General features: G+C 63.8%; 20 protein-coding genes and 1 riboswitch. Of the genes, 13 read left to right on the top strand and 7 right to left on the bottom strand.

Going from position 1 to position 26,144, the window contains the following annotated elements; genetic code table 11:
• Positions 1-226: 226 nt before the first annotated feature.
• From recA to FXB38_RS14095, 3 genes are all read left to right on the top strand, one after another.
• A complete protein-coding gene (gene recA / locus FXB38_RS14080; RefSeq protein ID WP_026233157.1) occupies positions 227-1,315 on the top strand; it encodes a recombinase RecA in 1,089 nt (362 codons plus the stop codon).
• A 1,098-nt stretch (positions 1,316-2,413) separates the two neighbouring features.
• Positions 2,414-3,409, top strand: a complete 996-nt coding sequence (locus tag FXB38_RS14090; protein ID WP_148751440.1) for a hypothetical protein — start codon at positions 2,414-2,416, stop codon at positions 3,407-3,409.
• 55 nt (positions 3,410-3,464) lie between these two features.
• Complete coding sequence (locus FXB38_RS14095) at positions 3,465-4,439, top strand: hypothetical protein (RefSeq protein ID WP_148751441.1); 975 nt, start codon at positions 3,465-3,467, stop codon at positions 4,437-4,439.
• A 132-nt stretch (positions 4,440-4,571) separates the two neighbouring features.
• Here the strand turns inward: FXB38_RS14095 and gcvP are convergent, their stop codons facing one another.
• The 3 genes from gcvP to gcvT form a co-directional block, all read right to left on the bottom strand.
• A complete protein-coding gene (gene gcvP / locus FXB38_RS14100; RefSeq protein WP_187434879.1) occupies positions 4,572-7,451 on the bottom strand; it encodes an aminomethyl-transferring glycine dehydrogenase in 2,880 nt (959 codons plus the stop codon).
• 164 nt (positions 7,452-7,615) lie between these two features.
• Positions 7,616-7,984: a glycine cleavage system protein GcvH gene (gene gcvH, locus FXB38_RS14105; RefSeq protein ID WP_148751443.1), complete on the bottom strand. Its 369-nt coding sequence runs from the start codon at positions 7,982-7,984 to the stop codon at positions 7,616-7,618.
• Positions 7,985-7,997: 13 nt separating this feature from the next.
• Entirely contained in the window at positions 7,998-9,146 is a 1,149-nt protein-coding gene (gcvT, locus tag FXB38_RS14110; RefSeq protein ID WP_148751444.1) for a glycine cleavage system aminomethyltransferase GcvT, read from the bottom strand.
• 146 nt (positions 9,147-9,292) lie between these two features.
• Positions 9,293-9,383: riboswitch (glycine riboswitch) on the bottom strand.
• 244 nt (positions 9,384-9,627) lie between these two features.
• On the opposite strand from gcvT, the gene alaS reads away from it, so the two are divergent.
• Positions 9,628-12,309 (top strand): alanine--tRNA ligase, encoded by a 2,682-nt coding sequence (alaS, locus tag FXB38_RS14115; RefSeq protein WP_187434862.1) that lies wholly within the window; start codon positions 9,628-9,630, stop codon positions 12,307-12,309.
• A 34-nt stretch (positions 12,310-12,343) separates the two neighbouring features.
• Here alaS and FXB38_RS14120 read toward each other — a convergent pair whose 3' ends face one another.
• Positions 12,344-12,844: a DUF3455 domain-containing protein gene (locus tag FXB38_RS14120; RefSeq protein ID WP_148751446.1), complete on the bottom strand. Its 501-nt coding sequence runs from the start codon at positions 12,842-12,844 to the stop codon at positions 12,344-12,346.
• Positions 12,845-13,000: 156 nt separating this feature from the next.
• Positions 13,001-14,215, bottom strand: coding sequence for an NADP-dependent isocitrate dehydrogenase (locus FXB38_RS14125; protein WP_148751447.1), 1,215 nt, complete (start codon positions 14,213-14,215; stop codon positions 13,001-13,003).
• A 342-nt stretch (positions 14,216-14,557) separates the two neighbouring features.
• Between FXB38_RS14125 and FXB38_RS14130 the strand changes: the two genes are divergently transcribed.
• The 3 genes from FXB38_RS14130 to FXB38_RS14140 all read left to right on the top strand — a co-directional run bounded on the left by FXB38_RS14130 (position 14,558) and on the right by FXB38_RS14140 (position 16,821).
• Positions 14,558-15,766: a TrmJ/YjtD family RNA methyltransferase gene (locus FXB38_RS14130; RefSeq protein ID WP_148751448.1), complete on the top strand. Its 1,209-nt coding sequence runs from the start codon at positions 14,558-14,560 to the stop codon at positions 15,764-15,766.
• A 455-nt stretch (positions 15,767-16,221) separates the two neighbouring features.
• Complete coding sequence (locus FXB38_RS14135) at positions 16,222-16,530, top strand: 1-deoxy-D-xylulose-5-phosphate synthase (protein WP_246229882.1); 309 nt, start codon at positions 16,222-16,224, stop codon at positions 16,528-16,530.
• Positions 16,531-16,821, top strand: coding sequence for a DUF7684 family protein (locus FXB38_RS14140; RefSeq protein WP_148751450.1), 291 nt, complete (start codon positions 16,531-16,533; stop codon positions 16,819-16,821). It abuts the gene before it with no gap.
• 105 nt (positions 16,822-16,926) lie between these two features.
• Here FXB38_RS14140 and FXB38_RS14145 read toward each other — a convergent pair whose 3' ends face one another.
• Positions 16,927-17,589, bottom strand: a complete 663-nt coding sequence (locus FXB38_RS14145; protein WP_148751451.1) for a TetR/AcrR family transcriptional regulator — start codon at positions 17,587-17,589, stop codon at positions 16,927-16,929.
• Positions 17,590-17,835: 246 nt separating this feature from the next.
• On the opposite strand from FXB38_RS14145, the gene FXB38_RS14150 reads away from it, so the two are divergent.
• From FXB38_RS14150 to FXB38_RS14160, 3 genes are read left to right on the top strand one after another with little or no spacing between them, the layout of a single operon-like run.
• Positions 17,836-18,378 carry an OsmC family protein gene (locus FXB38_RS14150; RefSeq protein WP_148751452.1) on the top strand — a complete coding sequence of 181 codons (543 nt, stop codon included), beginning with the start codon at positions 17,836-17,838 and terminating at the stop codon, positions 18,376-18,378.
• Positions 18,379-18,414: 36 nt separating this feature from the next.
• The gene (locus FXB38_RS14155; protein ID WP_187434863.1) at positions 18,415-19,548 is read left to right on the top strand and encodes an acyl-CoA dehydrogenase family protein; all 1,134 of its coding nucleotides are present in this window, start codon (positions 18,415-18,417) and stop codon (positions 19,546-19,548) included.
• 50 nt (positions 19,549-19,598) lie between these two features.
• The gene (locus FXB38_RS14160) at positions 19,599-20,477 is read left to right on the top strand and encodes a sulfurtransferase (RefSeq protein WP_148751454.1); all 879 of its coding nucleotides are present in this window, start codon (positions 19,599-19,601) and stop codon (positions 20,475-20,477) included.
• Positions 20,478-20,746: 269 nt separating this feature from the next.
• Here FXB38_RS14160 and FXB38_RS14165 read toward each other — a convergent pair whose 3' ends face one another.
• The gene (locus FXB38_RS14165; protein ID WP_148751455.1) at positions 20,747-22,681 is read right to left on the bottom strand and encodes a sigma 54-interacting transcriptional regulator; all 1,935 of its coding nucleotides are present in this window, start codon (positions 22,679-22,681) and stop codon (positions 20,747-20,749) included.
• Between the two features lie 159 nt (positions 22,682-22,840).
• On the opposite strand from FXB38_RS14165, the gene FXB38_RS14170 reads away from it, so the two are divergent.
• From FXB38_RS14170 to FXB38_RS14180, 3 genes are all read left to right on the top strand, one after another.
• Complete coding sequence (locus FXB38_RS14170) at positions 22,841-24,223, top strand: CmpA/NrtA family ABC transporter substrate-binding protein (RefSeq protein ID WP_148751456.1); 1,383 nt, start codon at positions 22,841-22,843, stop codon at positions 24,221-24,223.
• A 142-nt stretch (positions 24,224-24,365) separates the two neighbouring features.
• Positions 24,366-25,208, top strand: a complete 843-nt coding sequence (ntrB, locus tag FXB38_RS14175; protein WP_148751457.1) for a nitrate ABC transporter permease — start codon at positions 24,366-24,368, stop codon at positions 25,206-25,208.
• Between the two features lie 4 nt (positions 25,209-25,212).
• The gene (locus FXB38_RS14180) at positions 25,213-26,133 is read left to right on the top strand and encodes an ABC transporter ATP-binding protein (protein ID WP_148751458.1); all 921 of its coding nucleotides are present in this window, start codon (positions 25,213-25,215) and stop codon (positions 26,131-26,133) included.
• Positions 26,134-26,144 lie beyond the last annotated feature (11 nt).

The following is a 26,144-nucleotide window of genomic DNA, read 5'->3' on the forward strand; positions in this document are numbered from 1 at the left end:
TAAAATCGGCCATAGAGCTCCGTCTGTTCGGTGTCCGACAAAAGCCAAATCAAGCCACTGTGATTTTCAAGCTAGGCCACTGGGGATTGGAAACAGGCCAGTACCAAATTCCGCAAAAGAACATATTGCGAACCTAGAACAAATGGGGTACATTACTTTTATCGACGACCCGCCGCGCCAATCGTTTGTCCCGCACCCGAATCCTCGCCATAAGGAGCACGACCCGATGTCCACCACTGCCCTGCGTATCGTCGAAGGATCCTCCATGGACAAGAGTAAAGCTCTCGCTGCCGCGCTCTCCCAGATCGAGCGCCAGTTCGGCAAGGGCTCGGTGATGAAGCTCGGCAAGAACGACCGCTCGATGGATGTCGAGGCGGTGTCCTCCGGCTCCCTCGGGCTCGACATTGCGCTCGGGATCGGCGGCCTGCCCAAGGGGCGCGTCGTCGAGATTTACGGGCCGGAATCCTCGGGCAAGACCACGCTGGCGCTGCACACGGTGGCGGAAGGGCAGAAGAAGGGCGGTATTTGCGCCTTCATCGACGCTGAGCACGCGCTCGACCCGGTCTATGCGCGCAAGCTGGGCGTCAATATCGACGAACTTCTGATCTCCCAGCCGGACACTGGCGAGCAGGCGCTGGAAATCTGCGACACGCTGGTGCGCTCGGGCGCGGTGGACGTGCTGGTGATCGATTCGGTTGCGGCGCTGGTGCCGAAGGCCGAGCTCGAGGGCGAGATGGGCGACGCGCTGCCGGGACTTCAGGCGCGGTTGATGAGCCAGGCGCTGCGCAAGCTCACGGCCTCGATCAACAAGTCCAACACCATGGTGATCTTCATCAACCAGATCCGTATGAAAATCGGTGTGATGTACGGCTCGCCGGAAACCACCACCGGGGGCAACGCGCTGAAATTCTACGCCTCCGTCCGCCTGGACATTCGCCGCATCGGTGCGATCAAGGAGCGCGACGAAGTGGTCGGCAACACCACCCGCGTCAAGGTGGTGAAGAACAAGCTGGCGCCGCCGTTCAAGCAGGTCGAATTCGACATCATGTACGGCGAAGGCGTCTCCAAGATGGGCGAGATCCTCGATCTCGGCGTCAAGGCCGGCATCGTCGAAAAGTCCGGCGCCTGGTTCTCCTATGACAGCCAGCGCCTCGGCCAGGGCCGCGAGAACTCGAAAGCGTTCCTGAAGGCCAACCCCGACATCACCGCCAAGATCGAGACCTCGATCCGCCAGAACTCCGGCCTGATCGCCGAGCAGATTCTGGCCGGCAGCCCCGAGCGCGACGCCGACGGCGAAGAGCCCGCGGACGAGTAAGCTTACCGCGAAGAACTTTTCGCGAGGAGCGGGCGCTGAGGACGTTGAGTTGCCGACGTCATCAGTGCCCGTTTCTTTTTGCGTTTCGTTGATCAGGTGGTGTGATGAGGCGTGTGATTTTGACGGGTTCATCCGGGAGCAATCTCATGCGCTCGGGCCTCGCCGAGGCCGTCATTCCGTTCATGTTCCGTCTTGTTGATGGGCCTTTGCCTCTCGACGAACTCGCAGTCTATGTCGCCGCCCGTTCGGAGACAGCAAAGCCGGGCAGGCACTGGTCGGACTACGTCGGACGAAAGCCTCAAGCTGTCAAAGAGACTGGACATCTCTCTCTGGTCGCGTTCTGCCAGCCCTGCGACGTTGTGGAATTGTGGTTTGATCGGAATCCTAATGATCAGCTCCAGCTGATCTGGCTTCTCGATTACCTCCGCTCCCACCCAGAGATTCTGGCTAAGGCAAGACTACGCCTGATTGCCTTCGATCTCATCACAGAGGACGCAAATTCTATCGCCAAGTCGCTGCCCCATATCCCCACCATCGGCGTGACCGCAGATGAACTTGAAACAGCAAGTATGGCTTGGCAGGCCTACGCTGCGCCGACGCCCGAGACTTGCGCCGAGCTCGTTCATAGGGATCTGAATGCGCTGCTGATGCTGAGGCCGGCCTTGATCGACCTCTTGGCTGAGCTTCCTTCAATTTCGACGGGTCTCGGTGCAACAGAGATCCGATTCCTTGAGCTCATCGCACGTGGTTATGAGGGGACGAATGCACTCTTCCATCTCCGCTCGCTTCGCCGCACGCGCGTCTTTAATGAATGGGAGCTTGGCTGGTTGCTCCAGGGGCTCGCACTCGGCCCGAGACCTGCCGTGGCAGGACTTGACGACGAACTCCGGACGATTGACCGGGAGAATCTGAGGGACCGCCATACGGCTTATTTGCGCAGCAGACTATCGCTGACCGAGTTTGGTAAAGCGGTGCTGGCGGGTAGTGAAGATTTCACCCGTTACAATCCATATCGATCGCTGGTGGGGCGGCACGCACCTGACCAACGATTGCCTCTGGCGCTATGGCCCTGTTCTAACGAAATCCTGAGGCCACGGCATGACGCGGCTCATTGTCACGACGGACTCGTCCATTGCCGGCGCCCTTCAACAGGCAGGCCTGGCCGACCTCGTGATTGCGATCGAGCGCCGGCTGGTCTGGGAGCCATTGCCGTCCAACGCAGAGCTCGATGCGTTCTTCGCGCCGCGCACGACGCAGCCTCGAGGGCTTCATTGGCTGGATGATACGCCGCCCTGGCGCCTCGAGGACTCGGGCGCGGAAGACCGAGGACTGATTGAATTGTTCGCGGAATACGACTCAGTCGAGTTTTGGCGAGGGCCGGAGCCAAATGCGCAATTGATTCTGCTCTGGCTGCTCGATCATTGGCACCGCAAATGCAATGCAAATCCCGACTTTGTCGTGCGCGCTCTGTTTTTGGGGGCCAGGGATGTCGACCCGCCGCGAGGGGAACTCTACCCGCCGGTTGTCGGGATCACACCTCGTCAACTCAAATCGGCCAGCCGTGTGTGGCGGGCCTATTGCGCGCCGAACCCGCAAAGTTGGCGCGGTCTCTTCAAGACGGATTTGCACTGGCTGCCGCAGCTCGGCCCTCACGTAAGGGCTCTCCTGGCGGAACTTCCGCGCCCCGCCTCGGGGCTTGGAGCCACGGAGGCCCGGATCCTCCGGCTCATCTCGCGAGGTGGCGCGCAGCCTTTCGATGTCTTTCCGGGCCATCAGAAGAGCTACGAGCTGCATGTATGCGGATATTGGGAAGCCGGAGCACTGCTTGACGGCCTCGCGCGATGCGAGAGGCCGGCCGTGTCAGGACTGGATGAAGGTCCGTTTTCGCTGGAAATGCACAATGATTCAACCCGCTTTGACCGGTACAAGCGGTCGCGATTGTCGTTGACCGAGTTCGGCAAGGCGGTGCTGGGAGGCGATGAGAATTTTCGGCGCTACAATCCGATCGACCGCTGGTGGGGCGGTACCCACCTGACCAACGAACGGCTCTGGCGGTGGGACCCTGAGACCCGCGAACTGATTGCGCCTGTCTGATGTGAGAGAGCCGCTGCTAGCACCCCTGAGTTTCATGTTGTCTTGAGAGGCGACCGTGTCACATTTGATCTTGGCAACGAACGATCGCGCGGCAGATACGCTCCGCCAGTCCCGTGTTGCGAATGTCGCGATCGGCTTTGGCCTGCGCTTCGTCTGGGGGAAATTGGCTTCCGGAGAGCAGCTCCTGATGGGCCTCGAGCGGCGATCGGCGAAGCATTGCAATCCCGGCGATCACTGGCTGGACGACGCGGGTTGCGGTGCGCTGGACGGTTTCGGCACGCGCGATGTTGGTTTATTCGAGCTATGTGCGAAGTTCGACTCGATCGAAATATGGGTTGATCCTTTGCCGAACGATCAGCTCGTGCTTGTCTGGCTGCTCGACCTGCTTCGCCCTTACAAGGAGATCACGACGAAGTTGAATCTGGTGTATGCGGACGACTCTGTTGCGGATTACGCTGCGGAGGCGGTCGCAAAATGGAAGTTGCCGACCTTCAAGGTGGCCGACAATCATTTTGTGATGGCAAGCCGCGCATGGCGCGCCTATCGGGCTGAAACGCCGGAATCCTGTTTCGATCTGCTGATGACGGATCTGATGATCTTTCCGAGACTTCGATCGGCGCTCATTGCGCTGCTTGAGGAGCTTCCGGACAAGGTTACGGGACTAGGTGCCAGCGAAATGGATATGCTGGGCTGTGTGAATGAAGGGCACACCGACCCAAAATACATCTCCGAAGGGAGATGGTATCGCGATGTGTTCGACGGACGCGACGCACAAGATGCCTTGATCGAACTGGCGGAGTATTCGGTCCCGCCCGTTCTGTTGGGCGATCCGTCGTTCAACAATGATGACCGCTACTTCGGCAGGAGCGAGTGGAAGGTCACGCTCACTGAACTCGGACGTTCCCTTGTCGCCCGAGAAGACGATATGTGGCGTCACAACCCGATCAAACGCTGGTGGGGCGGCACTGAATTGACCAACGAGCGGCTCTGGCGATGGGACCGCGAAAGCCGATCGTTGGTCGCGCCGTAGAGGCGCATTCGGGAACGCGGTGCCGTAGGGTGGGCAAAGGCGCGCAAGCGCCGTTGCCCACCATATTTCAACGCACACAAAGGTTGTGGGCACGCTTCCGTTTTGCCCACCCTACGAAACCTCCGTCGAGCCTTACTCCGCGGCTTCGGCGTAATCGCTCACCGGCGGGCACGAGCACACCAGATTGCGGTCGCCGTAGACGTTGTCGACGCGACCCACGGGGCACCAGTATTTGTCGGTGCGCGAGGATCCGGCGGGGAAGCAGCCTTCAGCGCGGGTATAGGCGCGCTTCCAGTCGTCATCGGCGATGTCGTGCACGGTGTGCGGGGCATGGCGCAACGGCGAGGCCTCGATCTTGAAGCGGCCGGCCTCGACTTCGGCGATTTCCTTGCGGATCGCGATCATGGCATCGCAAAAGCGATCGAGCTCCGCCTTGGATTCCGACTCGGTCGGCTCGATCATCAGCGTACCCGGGACTGGAAAGCTCATGGTGGGCGCATGGAAGCCGTAGTCGATCAGGCGCTTTGCGATGTCATCGACGGTGACGCCGGACGTCGTCTTCAGCGGACGGGGATCGACGATGCACTCATGGGCGACGCGGCCCTTCTCGTTCTTGTAGAGCACCGGGAAATGCGCATCGAGGCGTGCTGCGATGTAATTGGCATTGAGGATCGCGATCTCGGTCGCGCGCTTCAATCCTTCGCCACCCATCATCAGGATGTAGATGTAGGAGATGGTGAGGATCGAGGCCGAGCCGAACGGTGCGGCCGAGACCGGGCCGACCGGAGCATCCGCGCTCGTCGCGGGATGGCGATTTTCAGGATGACTTGGCAGGAACGGCGCGAGATGCGCCTTGACGCCGATCGGGCCCATGCCCGGGCCGCCGCCGCCATGCGGGATGCAGAAGGTCTTGTGCAGATTGAGATGGCTGACATCGGCGCCGTAATCGCCGGGCCTGCTAAGGCCGACCTGCGCGTTGAGGTTGGCGCCGTCGAGATAGACCTGGCCGCCATGGCCATGCACGATGTCGCAGATCTCGCGAATGTGCTGCTCGAACACGCCATGCGTCGAGGGATAGGTGATCATGACCGCGGCAAGGTCGTTCGAATGTTTCTCGGCTTTGGCGCGGAGATCATTGACGTCGACGTCGCCATTGGCCTCGCAGGCCACCACCACCACGTCCATGCCGACCATCGCGGCCGAGGCCGGGTTGGTGCCGTGGGCGGAGGAGGGGATCAGGCAGATCTTGCGATGCGTCTCGCCGCGCGCGGCGTGATAGCCGCGGATCGCGAGCAGGCCGGCATATTCGCCTTGCGCGCCGGAGTTCGGCTGCAGCGAGATCGCGTCATAGCCGGTGATGTCGCACAGCCACTTCTCCAGCCGCGCGAACAGCGCGTGATAGCCCTTGGCCTGCTCGCGCGGCGCGAACGGGTGCAAGGAGGCGAATTCCGGCCAGGTCAGCGGCATCATCTCGGTGGTCGCATTCAGCTTCATGGTGCAGGATCCGAGCGGAATCATCGCGCGGTCGAGCGCGAGGTCGCGATCGCTGAGCTTGCGCATGTAGCGCAGCATCTCGGTCTCCGAGCGATGCGCATGGAACACGGGATGGGTGAGGAAGGCGGTGGTGCGCTTCAGCGCCTCCGGCAGCGCCTCGCGCGTGGTCGCGTCGATCTCGGCGTAGGAAAGCTGGCCGCCGAACGCGCGCCAGACCGCTTCGACGGTGGCGGGCGTGGTGGTCTCGTCGAGTGCGATGCGGAGCGCGCTTTCACCGACGCCGAGATTGATCTTCTCCGCGGTCGCGCGCGCGATGACCTCGGCGCGCTCGGCGCCGGCATCGACGCTGAGTGTGTCGAAGAAGGCTTCGCTGGTCACAGCAAAGCCGAGCTTGCGCAAGCCGGTGGCGAGCACGGCGGCACGGCGATGCACATTGCGCGCGATCTGCGCGAGGCCCTCGGGGCCGTGATAGACCGCATACATCGCGGCGATCACGGCGAGCAGCACCTGCGCGGTGCAGATGTTGGAGGTCGCCTTCTCGCGGCGAATGTGCTGCTCGCGGGTCTGCAGCGCGAGCCGATAGGCAGGCATCCCGCGCGAGTCGACGCTGAGGCCGACGATGCGGCCGGGCAGCGAGCGCTTCAGCGCATCGCGCACCGCCATATAGGCGGCGTGCGGGCCGCCATAGCCCATCGGCACGCCAAAGCGCTGCGCCGAGCCGATCGCGATGTCGGCCCCTAACTCGCCGGGCGAGGCAAGCAGCGTTAGCGCCAGCAGATCGGCGGCAACGATTGCGAGCGCGCCCTTGGCCTTCAGCGCCGCGATCGCGGGCCTGAGGTCGCGCACCGCGCCGGATGATCCCGGATATTGCAGCAGCGCACCGAGCACGTCGGCCTTGTCGAGATCGGTGAGGGGATCGCCGACCACCAGCGACCAGCCGAGCGGCTCGGCGCGGGTGCGCATCACCGCGAGTGTCTGCGGATGCACATCCTTGTCGACGAAGAAGGCTTTCGCCTCGACCCGCGAATGCCGTTCCGCGAGCGCCATGGCTTCGGCCGCAGCGGTGGCCTCGTCGAGCAGCGAGGCGTTGGCGACGTCGAGCCCGGTGAGATCGCAGATCATGGTCTGGAAGTTGAACAGCGCGTCCAGCCGGCCCTGGCTGATCTCGGGCTGATAGGGCGTGTACGCCGTGTACCAGGCGGGGCTTTCGAGGATGTTGCGCTGGATCACCGCGGGCAAAATCGTGCCTGAATAGCCCTGGCCGATCAGCGAGGTGAAGACCTGGTTCTGACGCGCGAGCTCGGCCATGTGCGCGATCGCCTCGGTCTCGCTCAAGGGCTTGCCGAGATCGAGCGGGGCGGCCTGCCGGATCGAGGCCGGCAGCGTCTCCGCCATCAGTGCGTCGACGCTCTTTGCGCTGACGGTCTCGAGCATTGCGCTGACATCGCGCGCCGACGGGCCGATGTGGCGGCGAACGAAACTGGCGGTGTCGCCATTGGATTTGCGGTGCGCGGTCATCATGGGTCCTCGCTTTAGATTATCTGTCGTCGGCGTCATGCCCCGCGAAGGCGGGGCATCCAGTACACGCAGGCGTCACGGCTTGAGCAGAGGAGCCGCGGCGTACTGGATCGTCCGCCTCCGAGGACGATGACACCGAATATGAGGTCAAAGTTCTCGTCATCTCACGCCGTGTGTGCCTTGTAGGCGGCTTCATCCATGAGGCCGCCGAGCTCGCTCTTGTCGGCAATCCTGATCTTGAAAAACCAGGCTTTGCCTTGCGCATCCGAATTGACCAGCGCCGGCTCGCTTGCGAGATCGGGGTTGGTCTCCAGCACCTCGCCGGTCACAGGCGCGTAGACGTCGGAGGCGGCCTTCACCGATTCCACGACGGCTGCGGCTTCGGCCTTCTTGAGGACGCGGCCGAGCTTGGGCAGCTCGACGAACACGACGTCGCCGAGCTGCGACTGCGCGTAATCGGTGATGCCGACAGTGGCGACATCGCCCTCGATCGCGAGCCATTCGTGGTCGGTGGTGTACAGTGTCGTGGTCATTTTCTTAAAGTCCTCAGCGTTTGTAGGTGTTTTTCACGAAGGGCATGGCGGCGACGGTGAGCGGCAGACGTTGCGCGCGCACCTCGGCAAAGAGTTTTGTGCCGAGCGCGCTCAGGCTTGTGGGCACACAGCCCATCGCGACCGGCGCATTCAGGCTCGGGCCGAAACCGCCCGAGGTGACCTTTCCGATCGGCTCGCCGCCAGCGCTATCGGCAAACAGCAGCGCGCCTTCGCGCACCGGCGCGCGGCCCTCAGTGCGCAGGCCGACGCGGCGGCGGGATGCGCCGTGATCGAAATGAGCGAGGATCTTTTCGGCTCCGGGAAAACCGCCGGCGCGGGCGCCGCCGCTGCGGCGGCTTTTCTGCACCGACCATTCCAGCGCGGCCTCGACCGGCGTGGTCGCAGTGTCGATGTCGTGGCCGTAGAGGCAGAGGCCGGCTTCCAGCCGCAGGCTGTCGCGGGCCCCTAAGCCGATCGGCATCACGTCAGGATTTTCCAGCAGCGTCCTGGCCAGGCGCTCGGCATCCGCAGCGGGCACCGAAATTTCAAAACCGTCCTCGCCGGTGTAGCCGGAACGCGAGACAAAGCAGGCAAGCCCGGCGACCTGATGCGGGCCGGCGTCCATGAACTTCATGGCGGGCGCCTCTGCACACAATTTCGCCAGTGCAGCCTCGGCCTTCGGGCCCTGTAAGGCGATCAGCGCGCGATCGGCGAGCGAATCGATGACGCAGGCGTCGGAGAGATTGGCGCGCAGGTGCGCCTCGTCCTCGGCCTTGCAGGCGGCGTTGACGACCAGGAACAAATGATCGTCGAAATTGGCGACCATCAGGTCATCGAGAATGCCGCCATCCGCATTGGTGAACTGGGCGTAGCGCTGCCGCCCCTGTGCAACCGCGACGATATCCTGCGGCACCAGCCGCTCCAGCGCGCGGGCGGCGTCCTCGACCTTGCCCGACTTCGGCCGGAGCGCGATCTGGCCCATATGGGAGACGTCGAACAGGCCGGCCTGGTTGCGGGTCTGGAGGTGCTCTTTCAGGACGCCCGCGGGGTACTGCACGGGCATGTCATAGCCCGCGAACGGCACCATCTTGCCGCCGAGCGACACATGGAGGTCGTAGAGGGGGGTACGTCTCAGGGAGTCTCGGTCGTCGCGCACTGACATCACAGGGGCCCTCGGCGGTTCCCCGGGGACGATTCCCCTGAGGACACCAATCGAAGCCCCATCTGTCGCTGTGCCTGAGAGTATTATCCCGTCGGCGGACGCAGTCCGGGCCTTAAGCCCGTCGGCGCCTCTTTCCAGATGTCGTCAAAGCCACGCGGTCCTTTTGCCTGAGAGTTTCCGGGGCGGTTGCTCCTTCGGCGCCGGCTACCCAAAGCCGGTCTCTCCCGACGTGGCCGTACGATACAGATGGGTACAGACCACAGCCCGGCCAAGCCTGTCAACGCGCCCTTTGCGGCTTTCCAACGGGATTGCAACGGGATCGCAACGGGATTGCGCGACTGCGGCAACCCTCTGATCTCTCTGCACAGTTTCTGGACAGCGAAGCTGGCCTTGTCTAAAAGCGCTTTGGCCCGCAGATATCAGCCGAATCCCAGGTTTGGACGGCAAGGAAGCGGGTCCAAGCACACCCGATTGGATGAACATGAGCGGCGTCAACGAGATCAGGTCGACCTTTCTGAACTTCTTTGCCGAGAACGGCCACGAGATCGTGTCGTCCTCGCCATTGGTGCCGCGCAACGACCCGACGTTGATGTTCACCAATGCCGGCATGGTGCAGTTCAAGAACGTTTTTACAGGTGTCGAGAAGCGGCCGTATCAGCGCGCCACCACTTCGCAGAAATGCGTGCGCGCCGGCGGCAAGCACAACGACCTCGACAATGTCGGCTACACCGCGCGCCATCTCACCTTCTTCGAGATGCTCGGCAACTTCTCGTTCGGCGACTACTTCAAGGAGCGCGCGATCGAGCTGGCCTGGAAGCTCATCACGAAGGAGTTTGGGCTGAACAAGGACAAGCTGCTCGTCACCGTCTACCACACCGACGACGAGGCGCACGGGCTCTGGAAGAAGATCGCCGGCTTCTCCGACGACCGTATCATCCGCATCCCGACCTCGGACAATTTCTGGGCAATGGGCGACACCGGCCCGTGCGGCCCGTGCTCGGAGATCTTCATCGATCGCGGCGACCACATCTGGGGCGGCCCTCCGGGCTCTCCGGAGGAGGACGGCGATCGCTTCCTCGAATTCTGGAATCTCGTCTTCATGGAATACGAGCAGGTGACGAAGGAGGAGCGCGTGGATCTGCCGCGTCCCTCGATCGACACCGGCATGGGCCTGGAGCGCATGGCCAGCATCATGCAGGGCGTCGACAGCGTGTTCGAGACCGACCTGTTCCGTCACCTGATCGATGCGACGTCGTCCGCGCTGGGCCACGGGCCGAACGAGCAGACGGTGGCCTCGTTCCGCGTCATCGCCGACCATCTGCGCTCGTCCGCCTTCCTCGTCGCGGATGGCGTGCTGCCCTCCAACGAGGGCCGCGGCTATGTGCTGCGCCGGATCATGCGCCGGGCGATGCGCCATGCGCAGCTTTTGGGCGCGAAAGAGCCGCTGATGCATCGCCTGGTCTGGGCGCTGGTTCGCGAGATGGGCCAGGCCTATCCCGACCTGATGCGCGCCGAGAATCTGATCGAGGAAACGCTGCGGCTGGAAGAGACCCGCTTCCGCAAGACGCTGGTGCGCGGCCTCGCCATCCTCGACGAGAAGAGCGCGTCCTTGAAGCAGGGCGACATGTTCGACGGCGACGTCGCCTTCACGCTGTACGACACCTACGGCTTCCCGCTGGACCTGACGCAGGACGCGCTGAAGTCGCGCGGCATCGGCGTCGACCAGTCCGCCTTCACCGACGCGATGGAGCGCCAGAAGGCCAAGGCGCGCGAGTCCTGGAAGGGGTCCGGCGAGGCGGCTTCCGAAGCGATCTGGTTCCCGCTGCGCGAAAAACTCGGGGCCACCGAATTTCTGGGCTACGAGACCGAGAGCGCCGAAGGCGTGGTGTCCGCGCTGGTGAAGGACGGCCGAGAGGTCGCGAGCCTCAAGGCCGGCGACACCGGCGCGCTGCTGCTCAACCAGACGCCGTTCTATGCGGAGTCCGGCGGCCAGGTCGGCGACACCGGCGTGCTGACGGGTGAGGGCGGCATCAAGTTCCGCGTCACCGACACGCAGAAGAAGCTCGGCGATTTCTTCGTTCACGTTGGCACGTTGGAGAGCGGCGAGCTGAAGGTCGGCACCGCGCTGCAGCTCGAGGTCGATCACGGCCGGCGCTCGTCGATCCGTGCGCATCACTCGGCGACGCATCTCATTCACGAGGCGCTGCGCCAGGTGCTCGGTGATCACATCGCCCAGCGCGGCTCGATGGTCGCGCCGGATCGTTTGCGTTTCGACTTCGTGCATCCGAAGCCGATCACGCCGGAGGAACTCGCCCGCGTCGAGGACATCGCCAACGACGTGGTGCTGGAGAACGACGAGGTCACCACCCGCGTCATGGGCGTCGATGAAGCGCGCGAGGCCGGGGCGCGCGCGCTGTTCGGCGAGAAATATGGCGACGAGGTTCGCGTCGTCTCGATGGGCCGGACCGCGCGCGAGCGCGGCACCAATGCGCTCGGCTGGTCGGTCGAACTCTGCGGCGGCACGCATGTGCGGCGCACCGGCGATATCGGACTGATCACGCTGACCGGCGAGAGCGCGGTGGCCTCGGGCGTGCGCCGCATCGAGGCTTTAACCGGCAACTACGCGCGAAAACACGCCAACGAGACCATGGCGCTGGCGAAGGCTGCGGCCAACGAGCTGCGCACCTCGATCGACGACGTCCCGGCGCGGATCACCGCGCTGATGGAGGAGCGCAAGAAGCTCGAGCGCGAGCTCTCCGACGCCCGCAAGAAGCTTGCGATGGGCGGCGGCGCCTCCGCCGGCGGCAATGGCGCAGCCAGCGGCGTGCGCGAGGTCGGCAACGTCAAGCTGATGGCGCGAGCGGTCGAGGGCATCGAGATGAAGGATCTCAAGAGCCTTGCGGACGACGGCAAGAAGCAGATCGGCTCCGGCGTGGTCGCCATCGTCGGCGTCACCGAGGACGGCAAGGCGGGCGTCGTGGTCGGTGTCACCGCCGACCTGACCGCGCGCTTCAACGCCGTGAACCTGGTGCGCGTTGCATCCGAGGCGCTGGGCGGCAAGGGCGGCGGCGGCCGGCCCGACATGGCGCAGGCCGGCGGCCCCGACGGGGCCAATGCGGCCGCGGCGTTGTCGGCGATCGAAAAAGCGATGGCGGACGCTTAAGATGGCGGGCGCGTAAAGCGCCGCGCCTCGCTCCTCAGCCCTTCTTCAGGAAGACGTACTCGGCCGAATAGGGCGCGCTCCTGAACTCGCCGGCCTTGTCGCATGCGCCGTCGAGCTTGCCGCCGTGGGTGTTGATGCGCTGGACCGTGGTGACCGGCGTCAGCACGCCGCTGCCGCGGCGGGCGGTGACGTCCAGCTTCAGCCAGGGGATATCGGCAGCCGTGGCACCCGGCGCATTGCCGGTGGCCTTGCCTCCGACGGCGCTGCTGTCGGCAAGCTCCCAGTTCGGGCCGGCATAGTGACGGCCGATGGTCTTGCCGTCGGCGAAGAGCGTCGCGATCGGCTCGCGGAAAGCCCAAGCGAGCTTGCCGTCGGTGCCGGCCTTGCACTCATAGACCTGCGCGCCCTCGGCATGGACGCTGAGCACGACGCTCTCGCCGGGCGCGGCGATGGCGTCGGGGAGGGCATCGGCGGCGAACGCGGACGCGCTGGTCAGCGCGAGGATCGCAAGCACAACGCTCTTGAGTGTCGGCATGATGTTTCCGCAGGCAAAAGTCTCGTCATTGCGAGGAGCCCTTGCGACGAAATTGCGAAGCAATTTTGCGCTGGTGCGACGAAGCAATCCAGTCTGCCTCCATGGAAGGATTCTGGATTGCTTCGCTGCGCTTGCAATGACGGTGTGGTTGGCAGCTTACGCCGCCAGCGCCTTCCCGAGGTTCTCCGCGACCTTGTCGAGGAAGCCGGTGGTCGAGAGCCAGCGCTGGTCGGCACCGACCAGGAGCGCGAGGTCCTTGGTCATGTAGCCTTCCTCGACGGTGTCGACGCAGACCTTCTCCAAGGTGTTCGCGAACTTGGCGAGCTCGGCATTGTTGTCGAGCTTGGCGCGGTGCGACAGGCCGCGGGTCCAGGCGAAGATCGACGCGATCGAGTTGGTCGAGGTCTCCTTGCCCTTCTGGTGCTCGCGGTAGTGGCGGGTCACCGTGCCGTGGGCGGCTTCGGCTTCGACCGTCTTGCCATCGGGGGTGAGCAGCACCGAGGTCATCAGGCCGAGCGAGCCGTAGCCCTGCGCGACCGTGTCGGACTGCACGTCGCCGTCGTAGTTCTTGCAGGCCCAGACATAGCCGCCTGACCATTTCAGCGCCGAGGCGACCATGTCGTCGATCAGGCGGTGCTCGTAGGTCAGGCCCTTGGCCTCGAATTCCTTTTTGAACTCGCGGTCGTAGATGTCCTGGAAGATGTCCTTGAAGCGGCCGTCATAGACCTTGAGAATCGTGTTCTTGGTCGAGAGGTAGACCGGGTAGTTGCGCAGCAGGCCGTAGTTCAGCGAGGCGCGGGCGAAGTCGATGATGGAATCGTCGAGATTGTACATCTCCATGGCGACGCCGGCGCCCGGAGCCTTGAACACCTCCTTCTCGATCACGGTGCCGTCCTCGCCGACGAACTTCATCGACAGGGTGCCCTTGCCCGGGAACTTGATGTCGGTGGCGCGGTACTGGTCGCCATAGGCGTGGCGGCCGATGATGATCGGCTTGGTCCAGCCGGGAACCAGGCGCGGCACGTTCTTGCAGATGATCGGCTCGCGGAAGATCACGCCGCCGAGGATGTTGCGGATGGTGCCGTTCGGCGACTTCCACATCTGCTTGAGGTTGAACTCCTTCACCCGGGCCTCGTCCGGGGTGATGGTGGCGCACTTGACGCCGACGCCGACCTTCTTGATCGCCTCGGCAGCGTCGATGGTCACCTGATCGTTGGTGTGGTCGCGGTATTCCATGCCCAGGTCGAAATACTGCAGCTCGACATCCAGGAACGGGGTGATCAGCTTGTCCTTGATGTACTGCCAGATGATCCGGGTCATCTCGTCGCCATCGAGCTCGACGACGGGATTGGATACCTTGATTTTTGCCATGATCGGGGAAGCCCTCTTGGGAACGGCGCCGCTGGCGCCGACGTGAATATCCGCCGCCTCTTAGCACCGGACCGCGGCGGGCGAAAGCCAAGTGATTATGCAGTTTTAGCTCATCCAGTTTCCACGGATGGGGGGCGAGCCGCCCGCCGCCGGCCGCGGGCGAGCTGAAGTTTCGGGCGAGATTCAAAAGTCGAATCCAACCCGTTATTTCCCCTTGAGAATTCTGTCAGGACAGGCAAACGACAGGCGGACGAGGCCGTGCCGGTCGGCGGCCGGCCTTGAATCTATTCCTGAAGAACGTCTCTCCAAGGCCTTGGAGAGACAATGTGAAAGCGAAACGAGATGTCGGGCACTGACAAGACCAAGGCGGGCCTCGCCCTCGACGGTCCCATCGTGATCCTGGTCGAGCCGCAGCTTGGCGAAAACATCGGCATGGCCGCGCGCGCCATGGGCAATTTCGCGCTGAGCGCTTTACGTATCGTCAACCCCCGCGACGGCTGGCCCAACATCGCGGCCCAGCGGGCCGCCGCCGGCGCCGACTACATTCTGGAAAAGGTCGAATTGTTCGAGACCGTCGGCGAGGCCGTCGCCGATCTCGACCTGCTGTTCGCCACGAGCGCGCGTCCCCATGACCAGGCCAAGCCGGTGGTGGGGCCGGAAGCCGCAGCTAGCGAGATCTCGGGGCACGTCGCCACCGGGGGCAAGGCCGGCATCCTGTTCGGCCGGGAGCGCTGGGGCCTGACCAACGAGGAGGTCGGGCTCGCCAACCGCATCATCACCTTCCCGGTCAATCCGGGCTTCGCCTCGCTCAACCTCGCCCAGGCCGTGCTGCTGGTCGGCTACGAATGGTTCAAGCGGGCGACATCCGGCGAGCTGCCGCACGCCATGCCGGAGCGCTCCGAGCGCGCCTCGCAGCACCAGATGCAGGCCTTCTTCGACAACCTCATCCGCGAGCTCGACCGGGTCGAGTTTTTGCGACCCGCCGAGAAGCGCGACACCATGCTGGTCAATTTGCGCAACATCTTCACCCGCATGGAGCCGACCAAGCAGGACATGCACACCCTCCATGGGGTGGTGATGGCGATCGCCGAAGGTCGCAAGGGTCCAGCCAAGGGCGGCGTGCTCGACGGCGAGCAGGCCACGCGCCTGCGCGCGCTGCTGGCCGAGCACGGGCAAGGCGGCGGCGTTCCCGACAGCGGCTCGACGGTGCGCGGCCTCGCGCGCCTGCTCCGCCGCAACCCGACCGATGCCGAGCGCCTGCTCTGGCAGGCCCTGACCCGCGATCGCCGCTTCGCCGGAGGGTTCAAGCGCCAGACCCCGGTCGGCCGCCACATCCCGGACTTCGTCTCGTTCCCGCACCGGATCGCGATCGAGCTGGTCAACCCGGGCGAAGGCGAGACCATCGCGGCGGATCGCGCCTCGCGGCGGGCGTGGCTGGAGGCGCGCGATTATCGCGTGCTGGAGATCCGGGCCGCTGATGTGGAGCGGGATCTCGAGGCGGAGCTGGTGCGGCTCGAGAGCATGATCGCTGAAGGATCGAGCGCCTCGTAGGTGGTAGCCTAGGCTTTGTCCGCTCTACCCCCCTCGGGAGGCAGGGCTATCGCATATGAAGAAAAACGTGGCTGGAAACTCGCCTGCGGCCATCCTTCGAGACGCCCGCCTGCGGCGGGCCCTCAGGATGAGGTCGCGTTTTGCGGCGCGATATCTGACCCTCATGGTGAGGAGCCCGCCAAAGCGGGCGTCTCGAACCATGCAGGCCGAGCTCGTGCGGCAGCCTCCCGCTGTCATATGCGATAGCTTTGCCTCGGAAGGGGAGAGGGACGACTTGCATTGCAGGGCCTGCGAGAGATCAACAACTGACATGAATGCGGTTACGGTTGCTTAACTGACAAAGCTCTTCGAGTTGTATTCGCGCTCGACAATTATTATTGATTGTCCGTTGGGCAGCTGATTTGTCTCTCGTATGCCTCCGCACGCTAGGTCCAAGGATGCCGAAAACACGCATCATGTACATCGAGGATAAATCTAGTTCGCTGAATGGACTGGCACGGATCGGCCGCGTCACATTCTCGAAGACGGGCAAGTCTATCAGCTATGGAGGACGCACTTTCCAAAGCCTGAAAGGTAGCGGCTTCAAGGCAAACTACTTTGACGTTGAAACCGGAGAGAGGTTTTGGATTTCAGGTCCGCGAAAAGACGGCAAGGATCGCCTCGATCCTGAAAGCTCCGCGCCAATCGAAATCGACCCCGACGTTGCCGAAGAATACTGGCGCCAAATCAGGGGAGAGCGATTTCACCACGCCGCCGAGAATTAGATGAGCTATGCGTCAAGGGTCATTCTCCAACTGCCAATATCGAACGAAGACCTATTGGATGCCTTCGTCGAGCAGTGCCTTTGCGACAACGTCGCTCTTATCGCAGTCGCTGGAGAAGGCGCGGCGCGGATAGAGAACATCATCGATGAACTCGTGGTAGGCGACGGGTCGGATGACACGCGCTTTGTTACGACCACCTCTCACGCGAATGAGACGGTGGAAGAGGTTTTGGAGTTCGCCGGTTGCTGGCCTGACGAGCGAAACCAGCCCGTTCAAATAGTAAGTTTATAGCCTTGTAGGGTGGGCAAAGCGAAGCGTGCCCACCAATCCTCGACCGATCAACCGAGGCAGAAATGGTGGGCACGGCGCTTTGCGCCTTTGCCCACCCTACGAAGATCACACCGCCTCTAACTGATCCGCCGCGCGCTTCTTCTTCGGTTTCGACTGGCCGAGCAGGGGGCCGGCAGTCAGCGCTGCCGTGTCGGCGACGCCGGGATCGCGCGAGATCATCGCTGCGACAATGGCGCCATCGATCAAGAGCCCGAGCTGATGCGCCAGCACGGCTGGCTCGCTCGAGCCGAGCTCGCCGGCGAGCTTCTCGATATGGCCGAGCACGATCTTCTTGTGCTTCATCGCGATGTTGCGGAATTGCTTGGCGTCCTTGTCGTGCTCGCCGACGGCGTTGATGAAGGGGCAGCCGTAGAAGCGCTCTTCCGCGAACCAGCTCTTCAGCGCCGGGAAGATGCGCGTCAGTTTCGCCCGCGCGTCGCCGCCGCCTTCTTCCATGGCGCCGATGAACCATTCGCGCCACTGCTTGCCTTCGCTCTCCAGCACCGCGTTGACGAGATTGGTTTTCGAGCCGAATAGCTTGTAGAGCGTGGTCTTCGCCGTGCCGGCTTCCTCGATGATCGCATCGATGCCGGTGGCGTTGATTCCGTTCTTGCAGAACAGATGCGTCGCGGCGCTGAGCAGCCGCCCGCGCGCTGATTCGTCTTCGCCCGCGCCGGCGTGAGGCGAGGTCTTCTTCGAGGACGTCTTGTTGAGTAAGGACTTGGCCATGAGTCCAAACTTACCTGCAGCGACGCCGCGTCAGCAAGGCGCATCTGTTCCGCGCTGAAAAGATTCGCACGGGAAAGCTCATCTGCATCGCCTTTAAGCAAAGGGCGGCTGATCAATCCACGGGCAGCGTCGGCTAAGCGGCTCCAATGCTTCGCGTTTCGGTTTGGCCCAGCTGTGGCACGCTCCGTGCAAGGAAACAGACCGTTCGGTATCCTGCCGATTTCCACTTCTGCCAGGGAGAAGATGATGACTGCCGTCGTTCAGAAGACAGTGCTGACGGGGTGCCTCGCGCCCATCGACAAGAATGGCCTCGAGCAATTGATTGCGAGCGGCAAGGCCAATCCAAAGGTCGTCAAGACCTTGAAGTGCAAGACGGTCGCGGAAGGAAAATTCCGCCACGCCAACTATATCCGCAATCTGCCGCCCTATATCGTCGACGAGCCGCCGGGCCTTTTGGGTGACGACACCGCGCCCAATCCGTCGGAAGCCTCGCTCGCCGCGCTCGGCTCCTGCCTCGCTGTCGGCCTGCACGCCAATGCCGTGCATCGTGGCTGGATCGTCAACAAGCTCGAGCTCGAGCTCGAGGGCGACCTCAATATCACCGCAGTGTGGGGCACCGGCGATGTCTCCGACAAGCCAGTCGGCTTCACTGATGTCCGCGTCAAGGTCGACATGGAGTGCGAGGGCATCGCGCAGGAGGAGATCAACGCCCTGGTGGCCCATGTGAAGCAATGGTCCCCGGTCGCCAACACCTTCACCCGCCCGGTCAATCTCGAGGTCGGTCTTTAGCTGACGGCAACAGGACATCAGGTGCGGGAGACGATCATGGGTTCACTGGCACTATCGCGGGTCGAAGCTTCAGATCAGCCCGCACCGTCCATTGCGGGAGAGGTGGCGCGGATTGCGCGGGAGCAGCTCGCCCCGCTCGCCATGGGTATCGACGACGGTTCGGTCTATCCGGCCGACGTGATGCGCAAATTCGGCGAGGTCGGCGCGTGGGGCAGTCACATGCCCCCCGAGGGACCTGCGGACTTGCGCTGCGCGATCCAGGCGATGGCGGCGATCGGCGAGGTCTGCGGTGCCACGGCGTTCATGGCCTGGTGCCAGAACACGCTGGTCTGGTACGCCGGCAACTCGACCAATCTGAAGCTGGCAAAACGTTTTGGCGACGGCTTCTCCACCGGCCGCGTGCTCGGCGGCACCGGACTGTCCAATCCGATGAAGAGCTTTTTCGGCATCGAGAGATTGAAGCTGAAAGGGCGCAAGGTCGATGGCGGCTATATCGTGCGCGGCGCGCTGCCTTGGGTCTCCAATCTCGGCCCCGATCATTATTTCGGGACCATCTTCGAGCGCGAGGGCGAGCCGGGCATCGCAAGTGGCGAGCCGGGCCAGGTGATGTTTTTGGCGGACTGCTCCGATCCTGCGATCACGCTGACGCCGTGCAAGCCGTTTCTCGCGATGGACGGCACCGGCACCTATGGCGTGCAGTTCCGCGACGTCTTCGTGCCGGACGAGCTGATCCTCGCCGATCCCGCCGCGCCTTTCGTGAAGAAGATCCGCGCCGGCTTCATTTTGCTCCAGGCCGGCATGGCGCTCGGCCTCATCAGGGACTGCATCAAGATCATGGACGAGGTCGGTGGCCCGCTCGGCCACATCAACCGCTATCTGCCGCAACAGCCGGTGCAGTTCGGCGAGCTCGCCGCCGAGCTCGAGGCGGAGACCATGGCGCTGGCGCGCGATCCCTACAACGAGGAGGAGACCTACTGGCGCAAGGTGATCGCGCTGCGCTTGCGCGCGGGCGACGCCAGTGTCGCGGCTGCGCATGCCGCGATGCTGCATTGTGGCGCGCGCGGCTACCTCAAGAGCCACCGCGCGCAGCGGCGCCTGCGCGAGGCCTATTTCGTCGCGATCGTCACGCCTGCCACCAAGCAGCTGCGCAAGATGCTCGCCGATTCCTGAGTCTCACGAGTCCACCCCCACGTCCACTGAACCTCAACGGAGAGGCTACCATGACTGACGTTCTGATGAGTGCCGTCGAACTTGCCGATCTCTTGAAGCTAGAGCCGTGTGTCATCGTCGACACGCGCAATCCCGACGCCTATGCCGCCGGGCATCTTCCCAACGCCGTCAATGTACATGAGATCTTCACGTTTCTTGCGACCTCGACCCCTGAAGGCATGGCCGAGCTGAAGACGAAATTCGCCGACGCCTTCGGAGCTGCCGGTTTGTCCGGCAAAGAGACGGCGGTCATCTACGAGCAGTCGATGAACTCCGGCTTCGGCCAGTCCTGTCGCGGCTATTATCTTCTCACCATGCTCGGCTATCCCAAAGTGAAGGTGCTGCATGGCGGCTTCGACGCGTGGTCGGCCGCGGGCTTCCCGGTGACGAAGGATGTGCCGACGCCGGCGAAAGCCTCGTTCTCGATCGTACCGGAAGCCGGCGAGATCCTGATCGACGCGAAGACCATGCTTGGCGCCGTCGGGAAGCCCGGCATCGCCATCCTGGACGTGCGTGACGTCGACGAGTGGATCGGCGACAGCTCCTCGCCCTACGGCAAGGATTTCTGCCCGCGCAAGGGCCGCATTCCCGGCGCTGTCTGGCTGGAATGGTACCGCATGATGAAGCCGACCGCCGAGGGACCGCGCTTCAAGTCCAAGGACGAGATCCTCGCGGAATGCGCCACCGTCGGCATCGCGCAGACGACGCCGGTCTATCTCTATTGCTTCAAGGGCGCGCGCGCCTCGAACACGTTCCTGGCGCTGAAGAACGCTGGCGTGAAGGACGTACGGATGTATTTCGGCTCCTGGAACGAATGGTCGCGCGATCCGTCGCTGCCGATCGAGCAGGGCCTGCCGATTGCAGCGGAGGTCACGACCAAGGCGGCGTGAGCGTGTGCCTGCCGCGCGCTTCTTCCCTTCTCCCCTTGTGGGAGAAGGTGGCGCGAAGCGCCGGATGAGGGGTCTCTTTCCGCGATTCCGATTGGCGTCGGACTCGCGGAGACAGACCCCTCACCCAAGTGAGCCTGGGTCTGCCAGCGTCGCTGCCCTCTCCCACAAGGGGCGAGGGCGCATCAACGTGCATCTCCACACTCAGTACCGTTTCTCCCATAAGGAGAGGTGAACCTCGACGCATCGTCCGGCTCCAGTCTCACCATTCTCTAGCCGTTCAAGCCCGCACGCGGACGAGGCGCAATTCCCAGCGCCTTGATCCGCGAGGCCAGCGTGGTCGGCTTGAGGTCGAGCAGCTCGGCCGCGCCGCCGGAGCCGAAGACTTTTCCGGCGCAGGCTTCGAGCGCGGCGAGGATATTGGTGCGCTCGTGGTCGCGCATCTCCGAGGAGGTCATGACCGCCGGCCGGGCATCGGTCTTCTGGCGCGCCGCACCGGGCGTGGGCGGTGCGCCGGAAGGATCGGGCAGGTCGATGCGCAGGCGTCCGTTCTGCGACAGGATCGCGGCGCGCTCGATCACGTTCTGCAATTCGCGGACGTTGCCGGGCCAGTCGTAGCGGGTCAGGCGCCTTGCATCGCCCTCCGACAAGCGCAACTTGGATTTCAGCGCCTTGCTCTCGCGCGTCAGGAAGTGCTGGGCGAGCAGGGGAATGTCCTCGCGCCGCTCGCGCAGCGGCACGGTCTCGATCGGGAATACGTTGAGGCGGAAATAGAGGTCCTCGCGGAAACGGCCGCGTTGCACCTCCTGCTTCAAGTCACGATTGGTCGCGGCGATCACGCGGACGTCCACGGTGCGCGTGCGTTCCTGGCCGACGCGCTCGAAATTGCCTTCCTGCAACACCCGCAGCAGCTTGCCTTGCAATTCGAGCGGGATCTCGCCGACCTCGTCGAGAAACAGCGTACCGCCATCGGCAAGCTCGAAGCGGCCGATGCGGTCGCGGGTTGCGCCGGTGAAGGCGCCGCGGACGTGGCCGAAAAACTCGCTCTCGAACAATTCGCGCGGGATCGCGGCGCAGTTGACGCGGATCAGCGGCCGGTCGCTGCGGGTGGAATCCTCATGGATGGCGCGCGCGATCAGCTCCTTGCCGGTGCCGGATTCGCCGGTGATCATCACGGCAGCCGTGGTCGGCGCCACCAGCTTGACCTGGCGCAGCGTCTGCTGGACCACCTCGCTTCGACCGATGATGCCGCGGGGATTGGTCTCGATGCGGATTTCCTCCTGAAGATAGGCATTTTCCAGCTCGAGCCGCTCGCGCAGGCGATCGACCTCGGTGAGCGCGGCGTGCAGCTTCTCGTCGGCTTCGCGCCGCTGGCTGACGTCGCGAAATACCACGACAGCGCCGACCACCACGCCGCGGTCCCGGATCGGGGTCGAGGTGTATTCGACCCAGGCCGGCGAGCCGTCCTTGCGCCAGAACACCTCGCCGTCCACCTGGTGCACGGCGCCATCGCGGAACGCCGCGTAGATCGGGCAGTCATGGTTGTGATAGTGCCGGCCATCGTGGTGGGTATGGTGCACGATCGGGTGGATCTCCTTGCCGACCAGCTCGTCGGCGGTCCAGCCGAGCATCCGCTCGGCCGCCGGGTTGACGAAGGTGGTCTTGCCTTCGGCATTGACGCCATAGATGCCTTCGCCGGCGGCGCGCAGGATCAGCTGGTTCTCGCGCTCGATGTCCTGGAAGACGCGCTCGACCCGCTGCCAGCTCGCAATGCCGCTGCGCATGTGGTCTTCGGCGGCGGCGTCCACGTTGCGCCGCCGGCGCGCTTCGAGATCGTTGAGGGTGAACAGCAGCAGGATACGGTCATCATGGCTGACGAGGCAGCCGGAATATTCCAGCCGGAGCTCCTGACCCGTGGCGTGACGCGGGGTCAGTGCGGTGGTCCAGTACGCGCCCTTGTGCAGCACCGCCTGGGTGAACACGGTCAGCGCCGGAAGCTGGCCCGCATGTAGCGTGCTGGCCCGGGTTTGCCGCAGCAGAGCGCGGTCGTAGCCGAGCAGGGCGCAGGCGGCCGGATTGGCATCGATGATCTGGTCGCCATAGGGATCGACCAGCAGCATTGCCTCGACGGACGATTCGAAGGCTGCGGCACGCAGATCGAGGTTTTGGGCCGCTTCGTCGCGGCCATGCGCTGGCGTCGTTGCCATTACGAAATCTCGTTATTTGATTACGAGTTTTCGTATATCACGAGTTTTCGTAGTGACCAACCGCGAGCGAAATCCCTGTGTCATCAAGGCGGTGGCCCGAACGATAGCGGTGGCACGCGCCTTGCGTAATTCATCCTGCAATGACGCGCAGGAGGTCCGATGTCCACTTTCGACAATCCGTTTGATCCCGATCGCAACCTCCGGGCCGGCTGTGCCTGTGGCCAGCACGGTTCGGCCGCCGAGCATGATCAGGCCTCGCTGGCGCTGCGCTGCGAGCCGACGGAGAGCGAGGAGAGACGTTACGAAGGCGTCGTCGCCTCCGCCGTGATGCGCGCGATGTTTCCGCAGGATGTGGCGCGGCGCGCCTTCCTGAAATCGGTCGGGGCCTCGACCGCACTTGCCGCGTTGTCGCAATTCTTCCCGCTGAAGACGGCGACCGAGGTCTTTGCGCAGGCCGGCACGCCCGAGAAGAAGGACCTCAAGGTCGGCTTCATCCCGATCACCTGTGCTACGCCGATCATCATGGCTGCTCCCCTTGGCTTCTATGCCAAGCACGGCCTCAACGTCGATGTGGTCAAGACCGCCGGCTGGGCGGTGATCCGCGACAAGACCATCAACAAGGAATACGACGCCGCCCACATGCTGGCACCGATGCCGATCGCGATCTCGCTGGGCTTGGGTGCCAACGCCATTCCCTTCGCCGTCCCCGCGATCGAGAACATCAACGGGCAGGGCATCGTGCTGGCGACCAAGCACAAGGACAAGCGCGACCCGAAGGACTGGAAGGGCATGAAGTTCGCCATCCCCTTCGACTACTCCATGCACAATTACCTGCTGCGCTACTATCTCGCCGAGCATGGCCTCGATCCCGATACCGACGTGCAGCTGCGCTCGGTGCCGCCGCCGGAAATGGTGGCGAACCTGCGCGCGGACAACATCGACGGCTTCCTTGCGCCCGACAACGTCTGCCAGCGCGCGATCTATGACGGCGTCGGCTTCATGCACCTGCTGTCGAAGGAGATCTGGGACGGCCATCCCTGCTGCAGCTTCGCCGCCAGCCGCGAGTTCATCACGACGGCGCCGAACAGCTTTGCCGCGCTGACCCGCGCCATCGTCGATGCCACCGCCTACGCGTCGAAGGCGGAGAACCGCAAGCAGATCGCCGAAGCCATCGCGCCCGCCAACTACATCAACGCGCCGGTCACGGTGCTGGAGCAGGTCCTGACCGGCACCTATGCCGACGGCCTCGGTGGCGTGAAGACCGATGCCAAGCGCGTCGATTTCGATCCGTTCCCCTGGCAGTCATTTGCGGTGTGGATGCTGACGCAGATGAAGCGCTGGGGTCAGATCAAGGGCGATGTCGACTACAAGGCGGTCGCCGAGCAGGTGTATCTGGCCACCGACACCAAGAAGCTGATGACCGAGATGGGCCTCACGCCGCCCGCCGGCAGCTACAAATCGTTCGCGGTGATGGGCAAGACGTTCGATCCGGCCAAGCCGGAGGATTATGTCGCTAGCTTCAAGATCAGGAAGGCGTCGTGAGGGGCGTCGCTCTCGTGTCCCGGACGCGATGCAGCACACAGTGGTGCATCGCTGAGCCGGGACCCAGTGAAGCCGCATGGGTCCCGGTTCTGCGGCGCGTCACTTCGCGCCGCACCGCGCCCGGGACATGGCGGAGTGCGAGATGACCACATCCTCCCTTCGCCTGCGCGCCGGCGTTGTCTCGATCGTGCTGCTCGCTGCGTTCCTCGGCATCTGGCATCTCGCCACGCGCTCGACCGGCACCACCGCAGCGATGAGCCCGGAATACGCCAAGCTGATGGGCCTGACCGCGACGCAGGGCAAATCCGCGATGCCCGGTCCAGTCGACGTTGGCGCCCAGCTCTGGGAGCATCTGAAGCGGCCGTTCTACGACAACGGGCCGAACGACAAGGGGCTCGGTATCCAGCTCGGCTATTCGATCGCGCGCGTCGGCACCGGCTATCTCCTGGCCGTGCTCGTCGCCATTCCGCTCGGCTTCCTCATCGGCATGTCGCCGCTGCTCAGCAAGGCGCTCGATCCCTTCATCCAGGTGTTGAAGCCGATCTCGCCGCTGGCCTGGATGCCGCTCGCGCTCTACACCATCAAGGATTCCTCGATCTCCGCGATCTTCGTGATCTTCATCTGCTCGATCTGGCCGATGCTGCTCAACACCGTGTTCGGCGTTGCGGGTGTGCGCAAGGAGTGGATCAACGTCGCGCGCACGTTGGAAGTCGGCACCTTCAGGCGCGCCTTCACCGTGATCCTGCCGGCGGCGGCACCGACGATCCTGACCGGCATGCGCATCTCGATCGGCATCGCCTGGCTCGTGATCGTCGCCGCCGAAATGCTGGTCGGCGGCACCGGCATCGGCTACTTCGTCTGGAACGAGTGGAACAACCTCTCGATCACCAACGTCATCATCGCGATCCTGCTGATCGGGATCATCGGCATGCTGCTCGACCAGATCCTCGCGCGCTTCACGCGCATGGTCACGTTTCCGGAGTAGGGCCGTGACCGACAAGTTCATCTCCATCGAAGGCATCGCCAAGCGCTATCCGGCCGCGGGTGGGGCTACGACCACCGTGTTCGAAAACCTCTGGCTGTCGATGCCGCGCGGCGAGTTCGCTTGCGTGATCGGCCATTCCGGCTGCGGCAAGACCACAGTACTCAACGTCCTCGCCGGCCTCGATGCGCCGAGCGAAGGCGCCGTCATCGTCGACGGCCAGGCGATTTCGGGCACCAGCCTCGACCGCGCCGTGATCTTCCAGAGCCATGCGCTGCTGCCCTGGCGCACGGTGCTCGGCAACGTCGCCTACGCCGTGAGCTCGAAATGGCGGCGCTGGGATCGCGCCAGGGTCAAGGCACATGCGCAGACCTTCATTGATCTCGTCGGCCTGACCGGTTCCGAGCACAAGCGCCCGTCGGAGCTATCAGGCGGCATGAAGCAGCGCGTCGGCATCGCGCGTGCGCTGTCGATCACGCCGAAGATCATGCTGATGGACGAGCCGTTCTCGGCGCTCGACGCGCTGACGCGCGGTACACTCCAGGACGAGGTGCGGCGGATTTGCCTGGAGACCGGTCAGACCGCGTTTATGATCACCCATGACGTGGACGAGGCGATCTATCTCGCCGACAAGATCTTCCTGATGACCAACGGTCCGGGCGCGGTGCTGGCGGAAGTGGTCGAAAACCCCTTGCCGAAGGATCGCGGCCGCACCGACCTCCACCGCCATCCGCTCTACTATGCGCTGCGCAACCACATCATCGACTTCCTGGTGACGCGCAGCAGGACCTTTACGACCGAGAAGCCCGATCACGATCCGCGCAACGTGCCGGTGGTGCAGATCGGCAAGCCCGGACTGACGATCGCGGCGAGCGATGAGCAACAACAGACACGGACCCCCGGGACCAGTCCCGGACTGACTGCCTAAGAAGGAGACCC

The sequence above is a fragment of the Bradyrhizobium cytisi genome (assembly GCF_008123515.1).
Lineage (GTDB): Bacteria > Pseudomonadota > Alphaproteobacteria > Rhizobiales > Xanthobacteraceae > Bradyrhizobium > Bradyrhizobium cytisi.

Bases quoted from the DNA above. Each gene is read 5' to 3' on its own strand.
- FXB38_RS14160 (WP_148751454.1), top strand. From the start codon at position 19,599: ATGACTGACGTTCTGATGAGTGCCGTCGAACTTGCCGATCTCTTGAAG.
- FXB38_RS14090 (WP_148751440.1), top strand. From the start codon at position 2,414: ATGACGCGGCTCATTGTCACGACGGACTCGTCCATTGCCGGCGCCCTT.
- FXB38_RS14170 (WP_148751456.1), top strand. From the start codon at position 22,841: ATGTCCACTTTCGACAATCCGTTTGATCCCGATCGCAACCTCCGGGCC.
- ntrB (WP_148751457.1), top strand. From the start codon at position 24,366: ATGACCACATCCTCCCTTCGCCTGCGCGCCGGCGTTGTCTCGATCGTG.
- FXB38_RS14150 (WP_148751452.1), top strand. From the start codon at position 17,836: ATGACTGCCGTCGTTCAGAAGACAGTGCTGACGGGGTGCCTCGCGCCC.
- FXB38_RS14130 (WP_148751448.1), top strand. From the start codon at position 14,558: ATGTCGGGCACTGACAAGACCAAGGCGGGCCTCGCCCTCGACGGTCCC.
- FXB38_RS14145 (WP_148751451.1), bottom strand. From the start codon at position 17,589: ATGGCCAAGTCCTTACTCAACAAGACGTCCTCGAAGAAGACCTCGCCT.
- gcvH (WP_148751443.1), bottom strand. From the start codon at position 7,984: ATGACCACGACACTGTACACCACCGACCACGAATGGCTCGCGATCGAG.
- FXB38_RS14140 (WP_148751450.1), top strand. From the start codon at position 16,531: ATGAGCTATGCGTCAAGGGTCATTCTCCAACTGCCAATATCGAACGAA.
- gcvP (WP_187434879.1), bottom strand. From the start codon at position 7,451: ATGACCGCGCACCGCAAATCCAATGGCGACACCGCCAGTTTCGTTCGC.
- alaS (WP_187434862.1), top strand. From the start codon at position 9,628: ATGAGCGGCGTCAACGAGATCAGGTCGACCTTTCTGAACTTCTTTGCC.
- FXB38_RS14165 (WP_148751455.1), bottom strand. From the start codon at position 22,681: ATGGCAACGACGCCAGCGCATGGCCGCGACGAAGCGGCCCAAAACCTC.
- FXB38_RS14135 (WP_246229882.1), top strand. From the start codon at position 16,222: ATGTACATCGAGGATAAATCTAGTTCGCTGAATGGACTGGCACGGATC.
- recA (WP_026233157.1), top strand. From the start codon at position 227: ATGTCCACCACTGCCCTGCGTATCGTCGAAGGATCCTCCATGGACAAG.
- FXB38_RS14155 (WP_187434863.1), top strand. From the start codon at position 18,415: ATGGGTTCACTGGCACTATCGCGGGTCGAAGCTTCAGATCAGCCCGCA.
- FXB38_RS14125 (WP_148751447.1), bottom strand. From the start codon at position 14,215: ATGGCAAAAATCAAGGTATCCAATCCCGTCGTCGAGCTCGATGGCGAC.
- gcvT (WP_148751444.1), bottom strand. From the start codon at position 9,146: ATGTCAGTGCGCGACGACCGAGACTCCCTGAGACGTACCCCCCTCTAC.
- FXB38_RS14120 (WP_148751446.1), bottom strand. From the start codon at position 12,844: ATGCCGACACTCAAGAGCGTTGTGCTTGCGATCCTCGCGCTGACCAGC.